This window comes from Kitasatospora sp. NPDC036993 (assembly GCF_055607525.1).
In genome coordinates this window covers 1-15,326 of sequence record NZ_JBVJRP010000021.1, presented here as the reverse complement: position 1 = coordinate 15,326, position 15,326 = coordinate 1, and the positions used below count along the sequence as shown (strand labels likewise).

Here is a 15,326-nt window from a genome sequence, read left to right as displayed (position 1 = left end):
CACAATTCGGGGGAACCGAGAGAGCGGGGCAGGCGAGCAGTGCCGCAACTCGTCATTGAGATCAACGGACAGCAGCGGACTCTGGAGCCCGGGCGGTCCTACACCATCGGGCGCAACCCGCAGTCGGACTTCCCGTTCGACGACGCCAGGGTCTCCTGGCACCACGGGACCATGAGCTTCAACGGCAGCGGTTGGCAGCTGGACGACCACGGCAGCACCAACGGAACGTACGTGGCCGGCGCCCGCACCATGCAGGCCCAGCTGTTCCCCGGTGCCGTGGTCAACCTCGGCAACCCGGAGAACGGCCCCCGGCTCGGCTTCTCCGCACCCGCGCACGCCGCCGCGGCGTCGGCCACCCCGATGCACGAGGCCGCCACCAGCCGCGGTCCGGTGCCGACGCCCCAGCCGCCCGCCCCGCAGCAGGGCTGGCCACAGCACGACCCGTACCAGCAGCCGCAGCAGCAGGCCTGGCCGGGGCAGCCGCAGGCCCAGCAGCCGTTCCCGCAGCAGCAGTACGCGCCGCCGCAGGCCCAGCCGGCCCCGCAGCAGCAGCCCCAGCACGGCGGTTTCCCGCAGCAGGGCTTCCCGGCCCCGCCGCAGCAGGACGGCGGCGGCGGCCCGCAGCCGACCATCATCCGCAACCTGACGTCGGCCATGCGCACCGTCCGGATCGGTCGTGCGCTGGACAACGACATCGTGGTGTCCGACCTCCAGGTCTCCCGTCACCACGCCGAGCTGCGTCAGCTCCCGGACGGCCGCTACGAGATCATCGACCTCGGCAGCCACAACGGCATCTTCCTCAACGGCCAGCGGGTGCAGCGTCAGCTGATGGGCCCGCAGGACCGGCTGACCGTCGGCCACTCCGGCTTCGTCCTGGTCGGCGACCAGCTCCAGGAGTTCGTCGACACCGGCGCGGTCTCCTTCTCCGCCCGCCACCTGACCGTCGAGGTCGAGCACAAGGGCGGCAAGAAGATCTTGCTCAACGACGTCAGCTTCGGCGTCCCGGAGAAGTCCCTGGTCGCGGTCATCGGCCCGTCCGGCTCCGGCAAGTCCACGCTGCTGCGCGCCCTCACCGGCTACCGCCCGGCCGACCGCGGCGAGGTGCTGTACGACGGCCGCAACCTCTACAAGCAGTTCGCCGAGCTCCGCTCGCGCATCGGCCTGGTGCCGCAGTCCGAGATCCTGCACCGCGAACTCACCGTGCGCAACGGCCTCAAGTACGCGGCCCGGCTGCGCTTCCCCGGCGACACCGAGCCGCGCGAGCGCGAGGCCCGGATCGACGAGGTGCTGTACGAGCTGCGCCTGGACAAGCGGGCCGACAACAAGATCACCGCGCTCTCCGGCGGCCAGCAGAAGCGCGTCTCGGTCGCCCTGGAGCTGCTCACCAAGCCTTCGCTGATCTTCCTGGACGAGCCCACCTCGGGCCTCGACCCGGGCATGGACCGCGAGGTCATGCAGATGCTGCGCGGCCTCGCCGACGACGGCCGCACCATCCTGGTCGTCACCCACTCGGTGGCCGAGCTCGCGCTCTGCGACCGGCTGCTGGTGATGGCGCCGGGCGGTTCGGTGGCCTACTTCGGCCCGCCGGACGAGGCGCTGCACTTCTTCGGGTACGAGACCTGGGCGGACATCTTCCAGGCCTTCGAGAACTACCCGGACCACGACTGGGCCGGCCGCTACCGCGGCTCCGTGCACTACCAGCAGTACTCCGCGCCCGTCGCGGAGGCGGGCGAGGTGCAGCACGTCCAGGTCGCCCAGGAGGCCGTCAAACCGCCGAAGCCGCAGAGCTGGGGCTCGCAGTTGTGGACGCTGATGCGCCGCTACATGTCGGTGCTCGCCTCGGACCGCGGTTTCCTCGCGCTGTCCGTACTGCTGCCGGCCGTCATCGGCGCGGTCAGTGTGCTGGTACCGAACGAGGCGGGTCTCGCGGCCAACCCGAAGACACAGCTCCACCTCAACAGCGGGGCCGCCACGATCATCATGATCCTCGCGATCGGCGCCTGCTTCTCCGGAGCGGCCAACTCGGTCCGAGAACTGATCAAGGAACGGGCGATCTACGAGCGAGAACGAGCCACCGGGCTCTCCCGCTCGGCGTACATGATGTCCAAGGTCATCGTGCTGGGATTCTTCAGCGTGATCCAGGGCGCCATCATCTCCGCCGTCGGCTTCCTGCCGCGCAAGCTGCCCGAGACCGGCCTGATCGTGAAGAACCTCCCGGTCATCGAGATGACCATCGGCATGATCCTGCTCAGCTTCACCGCGATGATGTTCGGCCTGATGATCTCGGCCCTGGTGAAGACCGCCGAGAAGACCATGCCGCTGCTGGTCATGTTCGCCATCATCCAGGTCGTCTTCACCGGCTGCCTCTTCCAGATCTTCAGCAAGCCCGGACTGGAGCAGGGCGCCTGGCTGATGCCGGCCCGCTGGGGCACCGGCATCGTGGCCACCACGCTCGACCTGTCCAAGCTCATGGGCCCCTGGAACAAGGACTTCCAGAACCCCAACTACGACCCGCTCTGGGAGCACAGCGTCGCCCAGTGGGCGATCGACGCGGGCGTGCTGATCGTCGTCTCGGTCATCATCGGCGTCATCGTGACCCGGCTCCAGCGCCGGCACGAGCCCGAGGTGATGCAGAAGGGCTGAGCTCTTCTCCGACAGGCTGAGGGGCGGTTCTCCCATGGGGGAGAGCCGCCCCTCAGCGTTCCCCTCGGTCGTGTGGCGATCCCGGGCGGGCCCTGCGGCCTAGGTCCCCGGACCCGGGCCCGGGGCGGCCGCGGACGGACGCGGCGCTCGTCGGGGCGGCGGTAGTTTGGCGGTATGTCCAGCACCACCGGAGACCACCGGGCCCACCCGGGTCCGCTTCCCGCCTGCGAATCCTGCCTGTCCGGGATCGAGGCCGTCAGCCAGGCGCTGCTCGCCATGAGCCGGCACCTGGAGGTCCGCGAGGTGCTGCGCCGCATCACCGCTTCGGCCCGGGGGCTGCTCGGTGCCGAATACGCGGCCCTGGGCGTGCCCGACGACCACGGGGGCTTCGCCCAGTTCGTGGTCGACGGCGTCACCGACGAGCAGTGGCGGGCGATCGGTCCACTGCCCCGGCAGCACGGTGTGCTCGCCGCGATGCTGCACGAGACCGGGCCCACCCGGCTCGTGGACGTCCGCAAAGCGCCCGCCTTCGAAGGGTGGCCCGCCGCCCACCCCGACATGGACGCCTTCCTGGGCATGCCGATCCTGGACACCGACGCGGCCGAGGACGAGCCGGAGGTGATGGGCGTCATCTTCCTCGCCAACAAGAGTGGCGGCGGCCTCTTCACCGATCACGACGAGGAACTGCTGCGGATCCTCGCCGCGCACGCGGCCCTTGCCCTGTCCAACGCACGGCTGTACGAGCGCAGCCGTGAGCTCACGTTGGCCGGTGAGCGTGCCCGGATCGCGCACGACCTGCACGATGCCGTCTCGCAGAAGCTCTTCTCGCTCCGGCTCACTGCCAAGGCCGCCGCGAAGCTCGTCGACCGGGACCCGGCCCGGGCCCGGGCCGAACTCGCCGAGGTCGCCCGGCTGGCCGCAGAGGCCGCTGACGAGCTGCGTGCCGTAGTCGTGGAGCTGCGCCCCGCCGCTCTGGAGGAGGACGGGCTGAGCGCGACCCTGGCCTCCCAGGTGCAGGTCCTCGACCGGGCGCACGCCGCCGACGTCACCTTCGCCGCCGCCGGCGTCCGGGCGCTGCCGCCCGCTCAGGAAGCCGCGTTGTTGAGAGTCGCCCAGGAGGCTTTGCACAACGCGCTGCGCCACTCCGGCGCCGGCCGGGTCTCCGTCATCTTGGCCGGGACGCCCGCGCGCGGTGCGGTGCTGCGGGTGCACGACGACGGGCGCGGCTTCGATCCGGAATCCGTTCGTCGAGCCGGCCGCCACCTCGGCCTGGCCTCGATGCGCGACCGCGCGGCCGCCGTCGGCGGCACGCTCACCCTTGAGTCGGCCCCCGGCCGGGGGACGCTCGTCGAGATGGAGGTCCCCGGTGCCTGAGAGCACACCGTCGATCCGTGTCCTGCTGGTCGACGACCATCAGGTGGTTCGGCGCGGGCTGCGTACCTTTCTGGAGGTCCAGGACGACATCGAGGTGGTCGGGGAGGCAGCCGATGGGGCGGAGGGCGTCGAGAGAGCCCGTGAACTCGACCCCGACGTCGTCCTGATGGACCTCAAGATGCCCAACGTCGACGGCATCGAGGCGCTGCGCACGCTCAAGGGTGAGGGCAGCAGGGCCCGGATCCTGATCGTCACCAGCTTCACCGAGCACCGCACGATGGTGCCCGCGCTGCGGGCCGGCGCGGCCGGTTACGTCTACAAGGACGTGGATCCGGAGGCGCTGGCCGGGGCGATCCGTTCAGTGCATGCCGGACACGTCCTGCTTCAGCCCGAACTGGCCGAAGCCCTGCTTTCCGACGATGGCCCACGCGTTTCCCAGGGCCGCGGTGGCACCCTCACCGAGCGCGAGCGTGAGGTACTCGGCCACATCGCCGATGGCCGGTCCAACCGGGAGATCGCCCGCAGCCTGCACCTGTCGGAGAAGACGGTGAAGACCCATGTGTCCAACATCCTCATGAAGTTGGACCTGGCCGACCGAACCCAGGCCGCACTCTGGGCCGTTCGCCACGGCGAAACCCGCGAGGAGTAGTGCGCCGGGGGCGCGGGACGTCGACGCGGACGCCGTGCCGATCGACAGGTTTTCGGCCAAGGCAGGCGTCAAACAGCGGCCCAGGGTATGCCGTTCGGCAGGGGAAGCCCGAATTCGGGCGATGTGCCGCCATTCAGCTGTGCCAGGCTGAGCGCCGACACCGATCCCGAGGGAGGGCCGGATGAACGCGATGCGCAGTGAGTGCGGGCCTGTCGTATTGGCCCACGAGCTTCAGTTGACATGCCGCCTGTTCGACGGCCCGTCGGGTTCCGAGTCTCGGTCGAGGCCGGTTGCCGGGAGTGGAGGCGGAAGTCGAGGGCGGGAGGAAGGCCGCCCCTTGTCCGAGTGTCCGGAGACGTGCACCGGCGGTTGTACAGGCGTGGTTGTCGAACGCGCAGCGAGGTCGGTCCAGGACACGGTCCGAGACCGGGAGGCCTATGGCCCGGAGTTGCTGAGGCGCCGACTCCGGATGCGGCGATGGCAGTTCAACCTGGCACGGGAACGTGAACTGATCCCGGAGCCGGACCTCGCCACCGGCGCCTGGTCGGCGATGGTCGAGGCACAGCTGAAGGTCCGTGCCGAGGAGATCGTCCTTGCGCTGGGCGTCGTGCCACCGGTGGGGGCGGCCAAGGCGGCCACGGTCCTGGGGCACACCACTGGCCTGCTGGTGATCGCCGAGGACGTCAGGCGGCTTGCCGCCGCAGGGGATCTTCGCCCCTGCGGCGGATACCGAGGCTGGCCGACGTACAGCCGGGAGTCCTTGGCCGCCGTCTCGTATGCCGCAGTGGAGCAGGCGGTCACCGAACGCTTGCACAGGGCTGCGGCCACGGCACGGGCCGCGGTCGAGGCCCTGGAGCGGCGCCTCGGGGAGAGCTTCTCGGCAGCTGAGGCAGCCGAGGTATTGGGGTGGTCCCTGCGCAGGCTGGAGGCCACCGCAGCTCAGGAAGGTTTGGCCCCTGGCGCCGACGGCAGGTACGAGCGCGCCGAGGTGCTTGCGCTCGTTGCTGCCGGCCCTCGGAGTCGGAACGTCTCAGCGGTCGTCTCGTTCGTCGACAAGGGTGTTGTAGGCGGCCACCTGGGCACGCCGGGCGGTGCGCCACAGCGGAGCCAGGACGGTCTGGCGGGCAACCATCTCGGAGGCGCTGACGGCGGCGCCGTGCCCGCCGGAGGCGATCGACAGCAAGACGGACACCTGGCGGGCCGACTCCAGGACACGAACGGCCCGGGGCGGGTAGCCGGGAGCGAGAAGCTCGCCGTGGCCGCGCCGCCGGTAGGCATCGAGGGCACGAAGGGCTTCCGGTCCGGCGCCGGCCACATCGAGGCGGGTGAGCATGATGGTCGCCTCCCGGAGCCCGTCTGCCAGTTCACGCTCGGCTTCGTGCAGCGACGGTACGTCCGCCGGCGGGGCATCGTTGACGTCGGAACACCGCCACAGCACGGTGACCGAGCGGTCGCAGGCCGGGCCGTGAACTTCCACCTCCGGCACGAGCCCAAGCGGTGCGCCCACGGCCAGGACGGCCTCGCCCGCACTCATGGCGCGCTCGTTGAAAGCCCTTGGGCCGGTCAGTCCCAGCGGATGCCCGGCTGAGGGCAATGCGAGGCGAAGACCCTTCACACCGAGTACCCGTAGCCGTCCCAGCGCCCAGGTCAGCCCGTGCCGCTCGCCGGGCTCGTCCCCGGGGAGCCCGGACACTCGGTGGATCTCGTCCGTTCCCAGGACAGCCGCAGCGGCGTCGTCGGGCGGCACCAGGCCCGCCAGCAGGGCGTTGCCCCATGCGGTGAGCCGCCCCGAACGGGGCTCTTCGTACGGATTGTCGGGAGGAGTCGCGAGCATCCGGCCAGCCTACGGAATCGGCGGTCATCCGCGTGGCGTAGGTTTGCCCATGCGTGTGCGGCGCACCCACTCCGTGCCCACCGGCTGCCGGAGTAGGCTCGCCGCCCGCACCGACGGCCGAGAATCTTGTTTTTGGGGAAGGCATAGGCATGAGCGACGTGCTGGAGCTGGTGGACGTATCCGTGGTCCGAGAGGGGCGCGCGCTGGTCGACCAGGTCTCGTGGTCCATCTCCGAGGGCGAGCGCTGGGTCATCCTGGGCCCGAACGGCGCCGGCAAGACCACGCTGTTGCAGATCGCCTCCTCGTACCTGTTCCCGACCTCGGGCAAGGTCACGGTGCTGGGTGAGAAGCTCGGCGAGATCGACGTCTTCGAGCTGCGTTCCCGGATCGGCCTGGCCGGTGCCGCCATGTTCGACAAGCTGCCGGCCGAGCAGACCGTGCTCCAGACCGTGCTGACCGCCGCATACGGCATGACGGTCAGCTGGCAGGAGACCTACGAGCAGTCGGACGAGGCCCGTGCCCTCGCCCTGCTCGACCGCCTCGGTATGGCGAACCTCACGGACCGCAAGTTCGGCACTCTCTCCGAGGGCGAGCGCAAGCGCACCCTGATCGCCCGCGCCCTGATGACCGACCCCGAGCTGCTGCTGCTCGACGAGCCCGCCGCCGGCCTGGACCTCGGCGGCCGCGAGGACCTGGTCCGCCGGCTCGGTGCGCTCGCTCAGGACGAGTTCGCTCCGGCCATGGCGATGGTCACCCACCACGTCGAGGAGATCGCGCCGGGCTTCACCCACGTCCTGATGATCCGCCAGGGGAAGGTGCTCACGGCCGGTCCGATCGACACCGAGCTGACCGCCCGCAACCTCTCCAAGTGCTTCGGTCTGCCGCTCACCCTGGAGCGGCACGGCGACCGCTGGTCGGCCCAGGGTCTGCCGCTGGGCTGAGGCTCTGTTCGCCCGTCATCGGGAGGGCTGTCGGAACCGGTCGCACGCGCGACCGGTTTCCGCCCCTCGACCTGCGGGAACTGTCCGCTTCGAAAGCCTTCGCTCCCTAGGATGGACGTGTGGACAGCTGGATCTGGTGGCTTGCGGCCGCCGCAGGGCTTGGCATACCGCTGGTGCTCACCGCGATGCCGGAGTTTGCCATGTTCGCGGTCGGGGCGCTGGCCGCCGCGGGTGTGGGCGCACTGGGCGGGGGAGTGGTCCTGGAGACCCTGACCTTCGTCGTCGTCTCGGTCGCGCTGGTGGTGTTCGTCCGCCCGATCGCCTACCGGCAGCTCCAGAAGGGCCCGCACGTCAAGATGGGCATCGAGGCGCTCCAGGGTGCCACCGCGGTCGTCGCGGAAACCGTCGACGGGGAGGGCGGGCGGATCAAGTTGAACGGCGAGATCTGGTCGGCCCGTGCACTCCACCCGGGCCAGGTGTACCAACCCGGGCAGCAGGTCGACGTCGTCGAAATCCAGGGCGCGACCGCCCTGGTCGTCTAGGGGAGAGTCCGTGGAACCCGTCCTTATCGTTTTGGTCGTCCTGGTCGTGGTGGCCTTCATCGCGCTGATCAAGACGATCCAGGTCATCCCGCAGGCCAGCGCCGCGATCGTGGAGCGCTTCGGCCGCTACACCCGGACGCTCAACGCAGGGCTGAACATCGTTGTCCCGTTCATCGACCGTGTCCGCAACCGGATCGACCTGCGCGAGCAGGTCGTGCCGTTCCCGCCGCAGCCGGTGATCACCCAGGACAACCTGGTCGTCAACATCGACACCGTCATCTACTACCAGGTGACCGACCCCCGCGCCGCGACATACGAGGTCGCCAGCTACATCCAGGCGATCGAGCAGCTCACCGTCACCACGCTGCGCAACATCATCGGCTCGATGGACCTGGAGTCCACCCTGACCTCGCGCGAGGTCATCAACGCCGGCCTGCGCGGTGTCCTGGACGAGGCCACCGGCAAGTGGGGCATCCGGGTCAACCGTGTCGAGCTGAAGGCGATCGAGCCGCCGACCTCCATCCAGGACTCGATGGAGAAGCAGATGCGCGCCGACCGGGACAAGCGCGCCGCGATCCTCACCGCCGAAGGCCAGCGCCAGGCCCAGATCCTCAAGGCCGAGGGCGAGAAGCAGGCCGAGGTGCTCAAGGCCGAGGGTGAGGCGCAGGCGGCGGTCCTGCGCGCCGACGGTGAGGCGGCCGCGATCCGGACGGTCTTCGAGGCCATCCACGACGGCGACGCCGACCAGAAGCTGCTCGCCTACCAGTACCTCCAGACCCTGCCCGAGCTGGCCAAGGGCGACTCCAACAAGCTCTGGATCATCCCCAGCGAGGTCGGCGACGCGCTCAAGGGCCTCGGCGGTGCCTTCACCGGCCTGACCGGCAACGGCGGGGTGAACGGAGGCGCGCTTGCGGCGCCCAGTATCCCGCAGACCGCCCCGGCGGCCACTCAGGTGCCGCTGGACCCGGCGTCCGGCCCGCGGCCGGTGGACACCGAGAAGGGTGCTGCTCGCCCCCGGGTCGACTCTGCGCGGGAGTACCCGAAGATCGACCCGGAGTGATTGGTCGATTCGTGCTTCGCCGAGGGCCCGCTGCCGAGAGGTGACGGGCCCTTGGCCGTTCACTGCGGCGAAGCCTGCGGCCCCGGCACTGTGGCGTACGTCCCGAATCACGGGCGGGTCTGGTCGGGCGGCAGGGAGGTCCGGCATGATCCCCTCGGACAGGACCGAGAGGAGAGGTGACCCATGACGCTCTGGGAGTCGATCGCCGTCCTGGTGGCCGGCGTCGGTGCCGGGATGATCAACGTGATTGTCGGCTCCGGCACGTTGATCACCTTCCCGGTCCTGCTCGCCGTCGGCATCCCGCCGATCACCGCCAACGTCTCCAACTCCTTCGGCCTGGTCCCCGGTTCGCTCAGTGGCGTGATCGGTTACCGCAGGGAACTGGCCGGCCAGGGCCGCCGCGTGCTGCGCATGGGCACGGCCTCGTTGCTCGGCGGCCTGGTCGGCGCGTTGTTGCTGATCAAGCTGCCGAGCGGCGCCTTCGACGCGATCGTCCCGGTGTTGATCCTGCTGGCCCTCGTCCTGGTGGTGATCCAGCCCCGGGTCGCCAAGGTCGTCGCCGCCCGTCGCCGCCCCGGCGGCGATCCGGACGGCAGCCCGGTGCTGCTGGTCGGGGTGTTCCTCACCGGCATCTACGGCGGCTACTTCGGCGCCGCGCAGGGCGTGCTGCTGATGGCGCTGATGGGCATGCTGCTCCAGGAGGACCTCCAGCGGATCAACGCGGTGAAGAACGCCCTGGCGATGATCGTCAACAGCGTCGCCGCGCTGTTCTTCCTGTTCACCTCGACCGTGAACTGGGCCGCCGCCGGTCTGATCGCGGCCGGCTCACTGTTCGGTGGCCTGCTCGGTGCCAGGGTCGGCCGCCGCCTCCCGCCGACCGCGCTGCGCGGGGTCATCGTGGTGGTCGGCCTGGCGGCCGTCACCAAGCTGCTGGTGAGTTGAACGACCGTCAGACCGTATGCACGTCGGAGGAGTACGTCATGGCCCTGGAGATGCGTGAGACCTGCGAGCGCTGCGCGGTGTCGCTGACCGCAGACGGCCCCGCCTCGATATGTTCCTACGAGTGCACCTTCTGCCCGGACTGCACCGAGGCCATGGCCGCCGCCTGCCCCAACTGTGGTGGCGAACTGGCGGCCCGGCCGCGGCGGAAGGCCGCCTGACACCGGGACCCCGGACCTCCCGGAATCCCGGCACCCAGGATGACGACCCACCAGGAGCGCGGCGATGAGCAACAGGGCCCGGCTGAACGAGGACGAGATCACGGCGGCCCTGGCGGCACTGCCCCAGTGGACGCGGGAAGGCGAGAGCATCGCCCGCGGCGCCGACGCCCCGGACTTCCCGGCGGCGATCCGGGTCGTCGCCGCCGTCGCCGAGCAGGCCGAGGCGCTCGACCACCACCCCGACATCGACATCCGCTGGCGCACGCTGCGTTTCGTCCTGTCCACCCACAGCGCAGGCGGCCTCACCGCTCTGGACTTCACCCTCGCCACCCGCATCGACGAGGCCCTGCGCGCCGAGTCGGCGGCCTGACGCGCACGGCCGAGAGCCCGGGACCGTACGAGCGAGGGCCCGGGCCGCGTTCCCGTGCGGGCGTGAGATGCTGACTGGCGCATCGGCAGGCAGACGGTTCGGGAGGGACGCAACGGATGGCCCAGGAGCCCTTCGGAGACGCCCACGCCCAGCAGCCGTGGCAGCCGCAGAACCCCCCGGACTGGCAGAACGACGTGTACGGCGGGTACTCCGAGCAGCACCAGACGTCGCACCAGTCGCCGCAGCAGCCGATCCAGTGGCAACCGCAGCCGGGCTACGGCTCCGCCGAGTACGGGCAGCAGCCGCCGCACGGCCAGGAGGTCTACGGCCAGGACACGTACGGGCACACCGGCTACGACCAGGGCGGGTACGGCCGGACCGGCTATGTCGAAGGCGGCTACGTCCAGGGCCAGTACGGCGGCGGCCAGGAGCAGTACCAGCCGTACCCGCAGTATCCGGACCACACGCAGCAGCAGCCACACACGTCGTACGCCGCCTCGCAGCAGCCCCTAGGGGAGGGGCTGTACGTTCCGGCGGGCGCGGAGTACTCGGCGGATGGTTACGTGCACATCGAGGAGGCCGGGCCGACGACCGTGCCCGTCCCGGAGGAGCCCGCGGCGACGTCCCCGGAGCACACCCCCGAGCGCCCGGCCGAGCCCGCAGCGCCGTCGCGGGCCGCCCGTCGAGGCGCCGGTGGCCGGTCCGGCACAGCTTCGGACTCCGGTTCCTCGTTCTCCGCCAGGGCCCGGAAGGCCGCCGACGCGGTGCTCACCGGGGATCACATGCCCAGCCGCAAGGCACTGCTGGTGCGGACCGGCGCAGGGGTGGCCGCACTGGGAGTGCTGGTGGCGGCCGGGTTGATGGTCGGCGCCGAGGGCGGTGGCAGCGCGGCGGCGAGCGGCGGCGGTGAGCCGGGCTTCACGGTGGCGCACGCAAGGGTGTGGGCGGCGCAGCCCGCCGCGGCCGGTTCGTCCGGGGGCGACGACACGCTGGTCGGCAGTTGGCTGCTGGCCGACGCGGTGGTCCGGGCCGACGGTTCCGGGGTGCACGCGTACGACCGGGCGGGCGGCAAGCAGACCTGGTCGGTGGAGCCGCCGGCCGTCGGCGCCGTTCCGTGCGGGCTCTCGGCGAGTGTGAGCCAGGCGGGCCTGGGGGCGGCGCTGTTCCGTCCGCAGGCCGACCCGAAGAGCCCCTGCACATTGGTCGCCGCCGTGGACACCAAGACCGGCAAGACCGCCTGGACCAAGACCGTCTCGGACACCAAGGGCGCGTACTCGGCCCGGGTCGGCGTCACCGAGGACAAGGTGGTCGCCGTCGGCGACGACCGGGCGGTGGCGTGGGAGTCGGCCGAGGGGAAGGACGTCTGGCAGTACACCGGTCAGGGCAAGTTCTGCACCCTCTCCGGCGGTGTCAGCGGCAAGACCGTGCTCGTCGCCTCCTCGTGCGCCGACTCGACGCCCCCCGCCCAGGCAGTCGCACTGAACATCGCGGACGGCAAGATCGGCTGGTGGCGGGGCCTGAACAACCAGCCGAAGACGGTGACGGTGCTGTCGGCCGAGCCGTCCGTGGTCCTCACCACGGGAGAGAAGCCCGAGGACGACCGGGTGTTCGCCTGGGGCGCCGGCGGCGACCCGGCCGCCGAGATTCCGGTGGCCGTCGACGGCGGCCGGCTGGACGTCGCCCACGGGACGTTTTCGGCCACTCCCGGTGTGTACTTCGAAGGCCGCACGATGGTCACCACGCTGGCCCCGGCGAACGGTGGCGGGCCGGTGGCCGCGATCGGCTACGACCTGGACACCGGCAAGCAGTACTGGAAGGTGCCGACTTCCGCCGCAGGCGCCGCCCGGGCGGTCGGCATCGACGGGGGATCCCTGGTGCTCGCCGCCGACGAGCGCCGCGACCAGCCGGCCCGCCTCAGCCGGTTCCCGCTGGCGGGCGGCCAGGAGGCGACCGGTGGCAACTTCCCGTCGGGCACCGGCTCGCTGCTGATCTCCGGGCGGGTGCTGATCGGCGGTGGGCAGGTGGTCGTGGTGCCCGAGCACTCGACCAACTACGGCACGGCGGCGGGGTACCAGGCGAAGGACTGAGCCTTCCGCCCGGCACACGCCCACCGCCGTTCGCGTCGGCGACCGGTCCGTTCTCACACCGAGAGTGTCCTCGGTCCCGAGAGTTGTCCCGGAACCACTTCAGTCCTCCTCAGTACCGCCTCACGCCGCGGAGACCGGCCGGCCCGGCAGCCAGTCGGCGAGGTCCCGGACCTCCGAGCTGCGCAGGCCCAGCGCCAGCATCAGGCTGGCCTGCGGTGTCGGCACGAACGGCCGACGCAGCAGTTTCATCCCGGCCTGCTCCGGCGTGCGGTCCGCCTTGCGCTGGTTGTCCTCCGGGCAGGCGGCCACGGTGTTCATCCAGCTGTCCGCACCACCGCGCGACCTGGGCTGGAGGTGGTCCACCGTGGTGGCCCGCCTACCGCAGTACGCGCACAGGTGCTGGTCCCTGGCCAGGACACCCCGCCGAGACCACGGAGCCTGTTGTCGGAACGGCACCCGTACGTACCGTTGCAGCCTGATCACCCGGGGCACCGGGACGGCCACGCCGGTTCCCCGGATCGAGCGCAGCGGATGCGCCTGCTCCACCACCGCCTTGTCCTGGAGCACCAGGACGACGGCGCGCTGGAGCGACACCGTCGTCAGGGGCTCGTAGCTCGCGTTCAGAACCAGCGTGTTGCGCACTCGGCACACCCCTTCCCGCGGGCGTGCCACGGCGGCACGACCGTCTTTACACACGTCACTGCCGCCGCACGGCGGTGGAACCACTCTGAATGGGCCCACAGCCGTCGAACAACGGAATTTCCGGTATCCGGGAGGGGCCCGGTGCGTGGGCGGCCCGGCCGGGAGGGGTGCCTCGGGGAAAACTCGCTGGCCGGAACCGCGTAGGCTCTATCAGGCTGGAGTCGTACCGACCCGGGGCCCGATCGAACCGGGCCGGCACCGGGCGGACGCCCGATCGAAGGAGAAGCGTGACCGTGACGGACATCGTCGACGAGCTGCGGTGGCGAGGGCTGATCGCCCTGTCCACTGACGAGGACGCACTGCGCAAGGCGTTCGCGGACGGCCCGGTCACGTTCTATTGCGGGTTCGACCCGACGGCCCCCAGCCTGCACCTCGGCAACCTGGTTCAGATCCTCACCATGCGCCGCATCCAGCAGGCGGGGAACCTCCCGCTGGGCCTGGTCGGCGGCGCGACGGGCCTGATCGGCGACCCGAAGCCCACTGCCGAGCGGGTGCTCAACGACCCGGATACGGTGGCCGGCTGGGTCGAACGCCTGCGTGGCCAGATCTCGCGTTTCCTCGACTTCGAGGGCCCGTACGCGGCGCGCATGGTCAACAACCTGGACTGGACGTCCGGGATGTCGGCGATCAGCCTGCTGCGTGACGTGGGCAAGTACTTCCGGGTCAACAACATGATCGCCAAGGAGGCCGTCGCCCGACGGCTCAACTCCGACGCGGGGATCAGCTACACCGAGTTCAGCTACCAGATCCTCCAGGGCATGGACTACCTGGAGCTGAACCGCCGCTACGGCTGCACCCTGCAGACGGGCGGCAGCGACCAGTGGGGCAACCTGACCGCCGGTACGGACCTGATCCGCAAGGCCGACGGGAAGTCCGTCCACGCGCTGGCCACGCCGCTGATCGTCAAGGCCGACGGCACCAAGTTCGGCAAGACCGAGTCCGGCACGGTCTGGCTCGACCCCGAGCTGACCACCCCGTACGCCTTCTACCAGTTCTGGCTGAACGCGGACGACCGGGACATCCCCAACTTCCTGCGGATCTTCAGCTTCCGCTCGAAGGAGGAGGTCGAGGAGCTGGAGCGCGAGACCACCGAGCGCCCCGCCGCCCGCCTCGCCCAGCGAGCCCTCGCCGAGGAACTCACCACGCTGGTGCACGGTGCCGACCAGTACGAGCGCGCGGTCGCCGCGTCCAAGGCGCTGTTCGGCCAGGGCGACCTCGCCGACCTGGAGGCCCCGACCCTGGCCGCAGCCCTGGCCGAGGTCCCGAAGGCCGTGGTGCCCGAACTCCAGTCGATGGTGGACCTGCTGGTCGCCGTGGGCCTGTCGCCGAGTCGTTCGGCCGCCCGTCGGACGATCAAGGAGGGCGGCGCCTACCTCAACAACGTCAAGGTGACGGACGAGGAGGCGGTGCCGACCGAGGCCGATCTGCTGCACGGTCGCTGGCTCGTGCTGCGGCGCGGCAAGCGGAACCTGGCAGCGGCGGAGCTGGTCGCCGCCGGCTGATCGGCGGCTGAGCGACCGTCCGGCCGAGGCTGGCTGAAAACGAATCCACTCTGAGCTGCGGCTCTGAGTCCCGAGGGCCGGATCTGGACAGATCCGGCCCTCGACGTTTGACGATGTCCTCCGGGTGGCCTAGTGTTGAACGAGTCGCTGGAGCGGCCACCCCACTCAGCAAGACCCACTCTCATTCTGACCCCCATGAATATGGGCTCATTGGCGTTCCGTCAATCAGGCGAGAGAGTGAATTTCGGGTAACACTCGAAATGCGCTAATGTGGTGGACGTCGCGAAAAGCAACACCAACCAGTTCGGGAAATCGAATGAATGAAACTCCGGAAAACGGAGCGGAAAACATCTGATAAGCTTGAAATACGAAAGAACGAAGCCCGGAGGGCCTGCTGGAAGGCAGTCCGAAGGAAGCGTCCGTTCCTTGAGAACTCAACAGCGTGCCAAAAGTCAACGCCAG

Annotated in this window: 14 protein-coding genes; 11 read left to right on the top strand and 3 right to left on the bottom strand. The window is 70.3% G+C overall.

Annotated features, from left to right (window positions below; genetic code table 11):
- Nucleotides 1–39: 39 nt before the first annotated feature.
- The 3 genes from ACZ7C5_RS32760 (at nt 40) to ACZ7C5_RS32750 (ending at nt 4,666) form a co-directional block, all read left to right on the top strand.
- Nucleotides 40–2,643, top strand: a complete 2,604-nt coding sequence (locus ACZ7C5_RS32760; protein ID WP_401092656.1) for an FHA domain-containing protein — start codon at nt 40–42, stop codon at nt 2,641–2,643.
- A 276-nt stretch (nt 2,644–2,919) separates the two neighbouring features.
- Nucleotides 2,920–4,017 (top strand): GAF domain-containing sensor histidine kinase, encoded by a 1,098-nt coding sequence (locus tag ACZ7C5_RS32755; protein WP_470324119.1) that lies wholly within the window; start codon nt 2,920–2,922, stop codon nt 4,015–4,017.
- Entirely contained in the window at nt 4,010–4,666 is a 657-nt protein-coding gene (locus ACZ7C5_RS32750; RefSeq protein ID WP_401092654.1) for a response regulator, read from the top strand. Before ACZ7C5_RS32755 ends, ACZ7C5_RS32750 begins: the two co-directional genes overlap by 8 nt.
- A 1,030-nt stretch (nt 4,667–5,696) precedes the next feature.
- Here the strand turns inward: ACZ7C5_RS32750 and ACZ7C5_RS32745 are convergent.
- Nucleotides 5,697–6,500: a hypothetical protein gene (locus ACZ7C5_RS32745; protein ID WP_470324071.1), complete on the bottom strand. Its 804-nt coding sequence runs from the start codon at nt 6,498–6,500 to the stop codon at nt 5,697–5,699.
- Nucleotides 6,501–6,649: 149 nt separating this feature from the next.
- Here ACZ7C5_RS32745 and ACZ7C5_RS32740 point away from each other — a divergent pair, with 149 nt between their 5' ends.
- The 7 genes from ACZ7C5_RS32740 to ACZ7C5_RS32710 all read left to right on the top strand — a co-directional run bounded on the left by ACZ7C5_RS32740 (nt 6,650) and on the right by ACZ7C5_RS32710 (nt 12,660).
- A complete protein-coding gene (locus tag ACZ7C5_RS32740) occupies nt 6,650–7,441 on the top strand; it encodes an ABC transporter ATP-binding protein (RefSeq protein ID WP_188300480.1) in 792 nt (263 codons plus the stop codon).
- A 119-nt stretch (nt 7,442–7,560) separates the two neighbouring features.
- Entirely contained in the window at nt 7,561–7,983 is a 423-nt protein-coding gene (locus ACZ7C5_RS32735) for an NfeD family protein (RefSeq protein ID WP_317620422.1), read from the top strand.
- A 10-nt stretch (nt 7,984–7,993) separates the two neighbouring features.
- A complete protein-coding gene (locus tag ACZ7C5_RS32730) occupies nt 7,994–9,043 on the top strand; it encodes an SPFH domain-containing protein (protein WP_470324070.1) in 1,050 nt (349 codons plus the stop codon).
- A gap of 183 nt (nt 9,044–9,226) precedes the next feature.
- A complete protein-coding gene (locus tag ACZ7C5_RS32725) occupies nt 9,227–9,985 on the top strand; it encodes a sulfite exporter TauE/SafE family protein (RefSeq protein ID WP_470324069.1) in 759 nt (252 codons plus the stop codon).
- Between the two features lie 38 nt (nt 9,986–10,023).
- Nucleotides 10,024–10,203, top strand: coding sequence for a DUF1272 domain-containing protein (locus tag ACZ7C5_RS32720; protein ID WP_401092647.1), 180 nt, complete (start codon nt 10,024–10,026; stop codon nt 10,201–10,203).
- Between the two features lie 64 nt (nt 10,204–10,267).
- Nucleotides 10,268–10,573: a 4a-hydroxytetrahydrobiopterin dehydratase gene (locus ACZ7C5_RS32715; RefSeq protein ID WP_401092645.1), complete on the top strand. Its 306-nt coding sequence runs from the start codon at nt 10,268–10,270 to the stop codon at nt 10,571–10,573.
- Between the two features lie 116 nt (nt 10,574–10,689).
- On the top strand, nt 10,690–12,660 hold the full coding sequence (locus ACZ7C5_RS32710) for an outer membrane protein assembly factor BamB family protein (RefSeq protein WP_470324068.1): 1,971 nt from the start codon (nt 10,690–10,692) through the stop codon (nt 12,658–12,660).
- Nucleotides 12,661–12,780: 120 nt separating this feature from the next.
- On the opposite strand, the gene ACZ7C5_RS32705 is transcribed toward ACZ7C5_RS32710, so the two are convergent.
- Nucleotides 12,781–13,302 (bottom strand): HNH endonuclease, encoded by a 522-nt coding sequence (locus tag ACZ7C5_RS32705; RefSeq protein ID WP_470324067.1) that lies wholly within the window; start codon nt 13,300–13,302, stop codon nt 12,781–12,783.
- 293 nt (nt 13,303–13,595) lie between these two features.
- Here ACZ7C5_RS32705 and tyrS point away from each other — a divergent pair, with 293 nt between their 5' ends.
- A complete protein-coding gene (gene tyrS / locus ACZ7C5_RS32700; RefSeq protein ID WP_470324118.1) occupies nt 13,596–14,864 on the top strand; it encodes a tyrosine--tRNA ligase in 1,269 nt (422 codons plus the stop codon).
- A 225-nt stretch (nt 14,865–15,089) separates the two neighbouring features.
- Here tyrS and ACZ7C5_RS32695 read toward each other — a convergent pair.
- A partial coding sequence (locus ACZ7C5_RS32695; protein WP_470324066.1) for a hypothetical protein occupies nt 15,090–15,326 on the bottom strand: 237 nt, incomplete at its 5' end.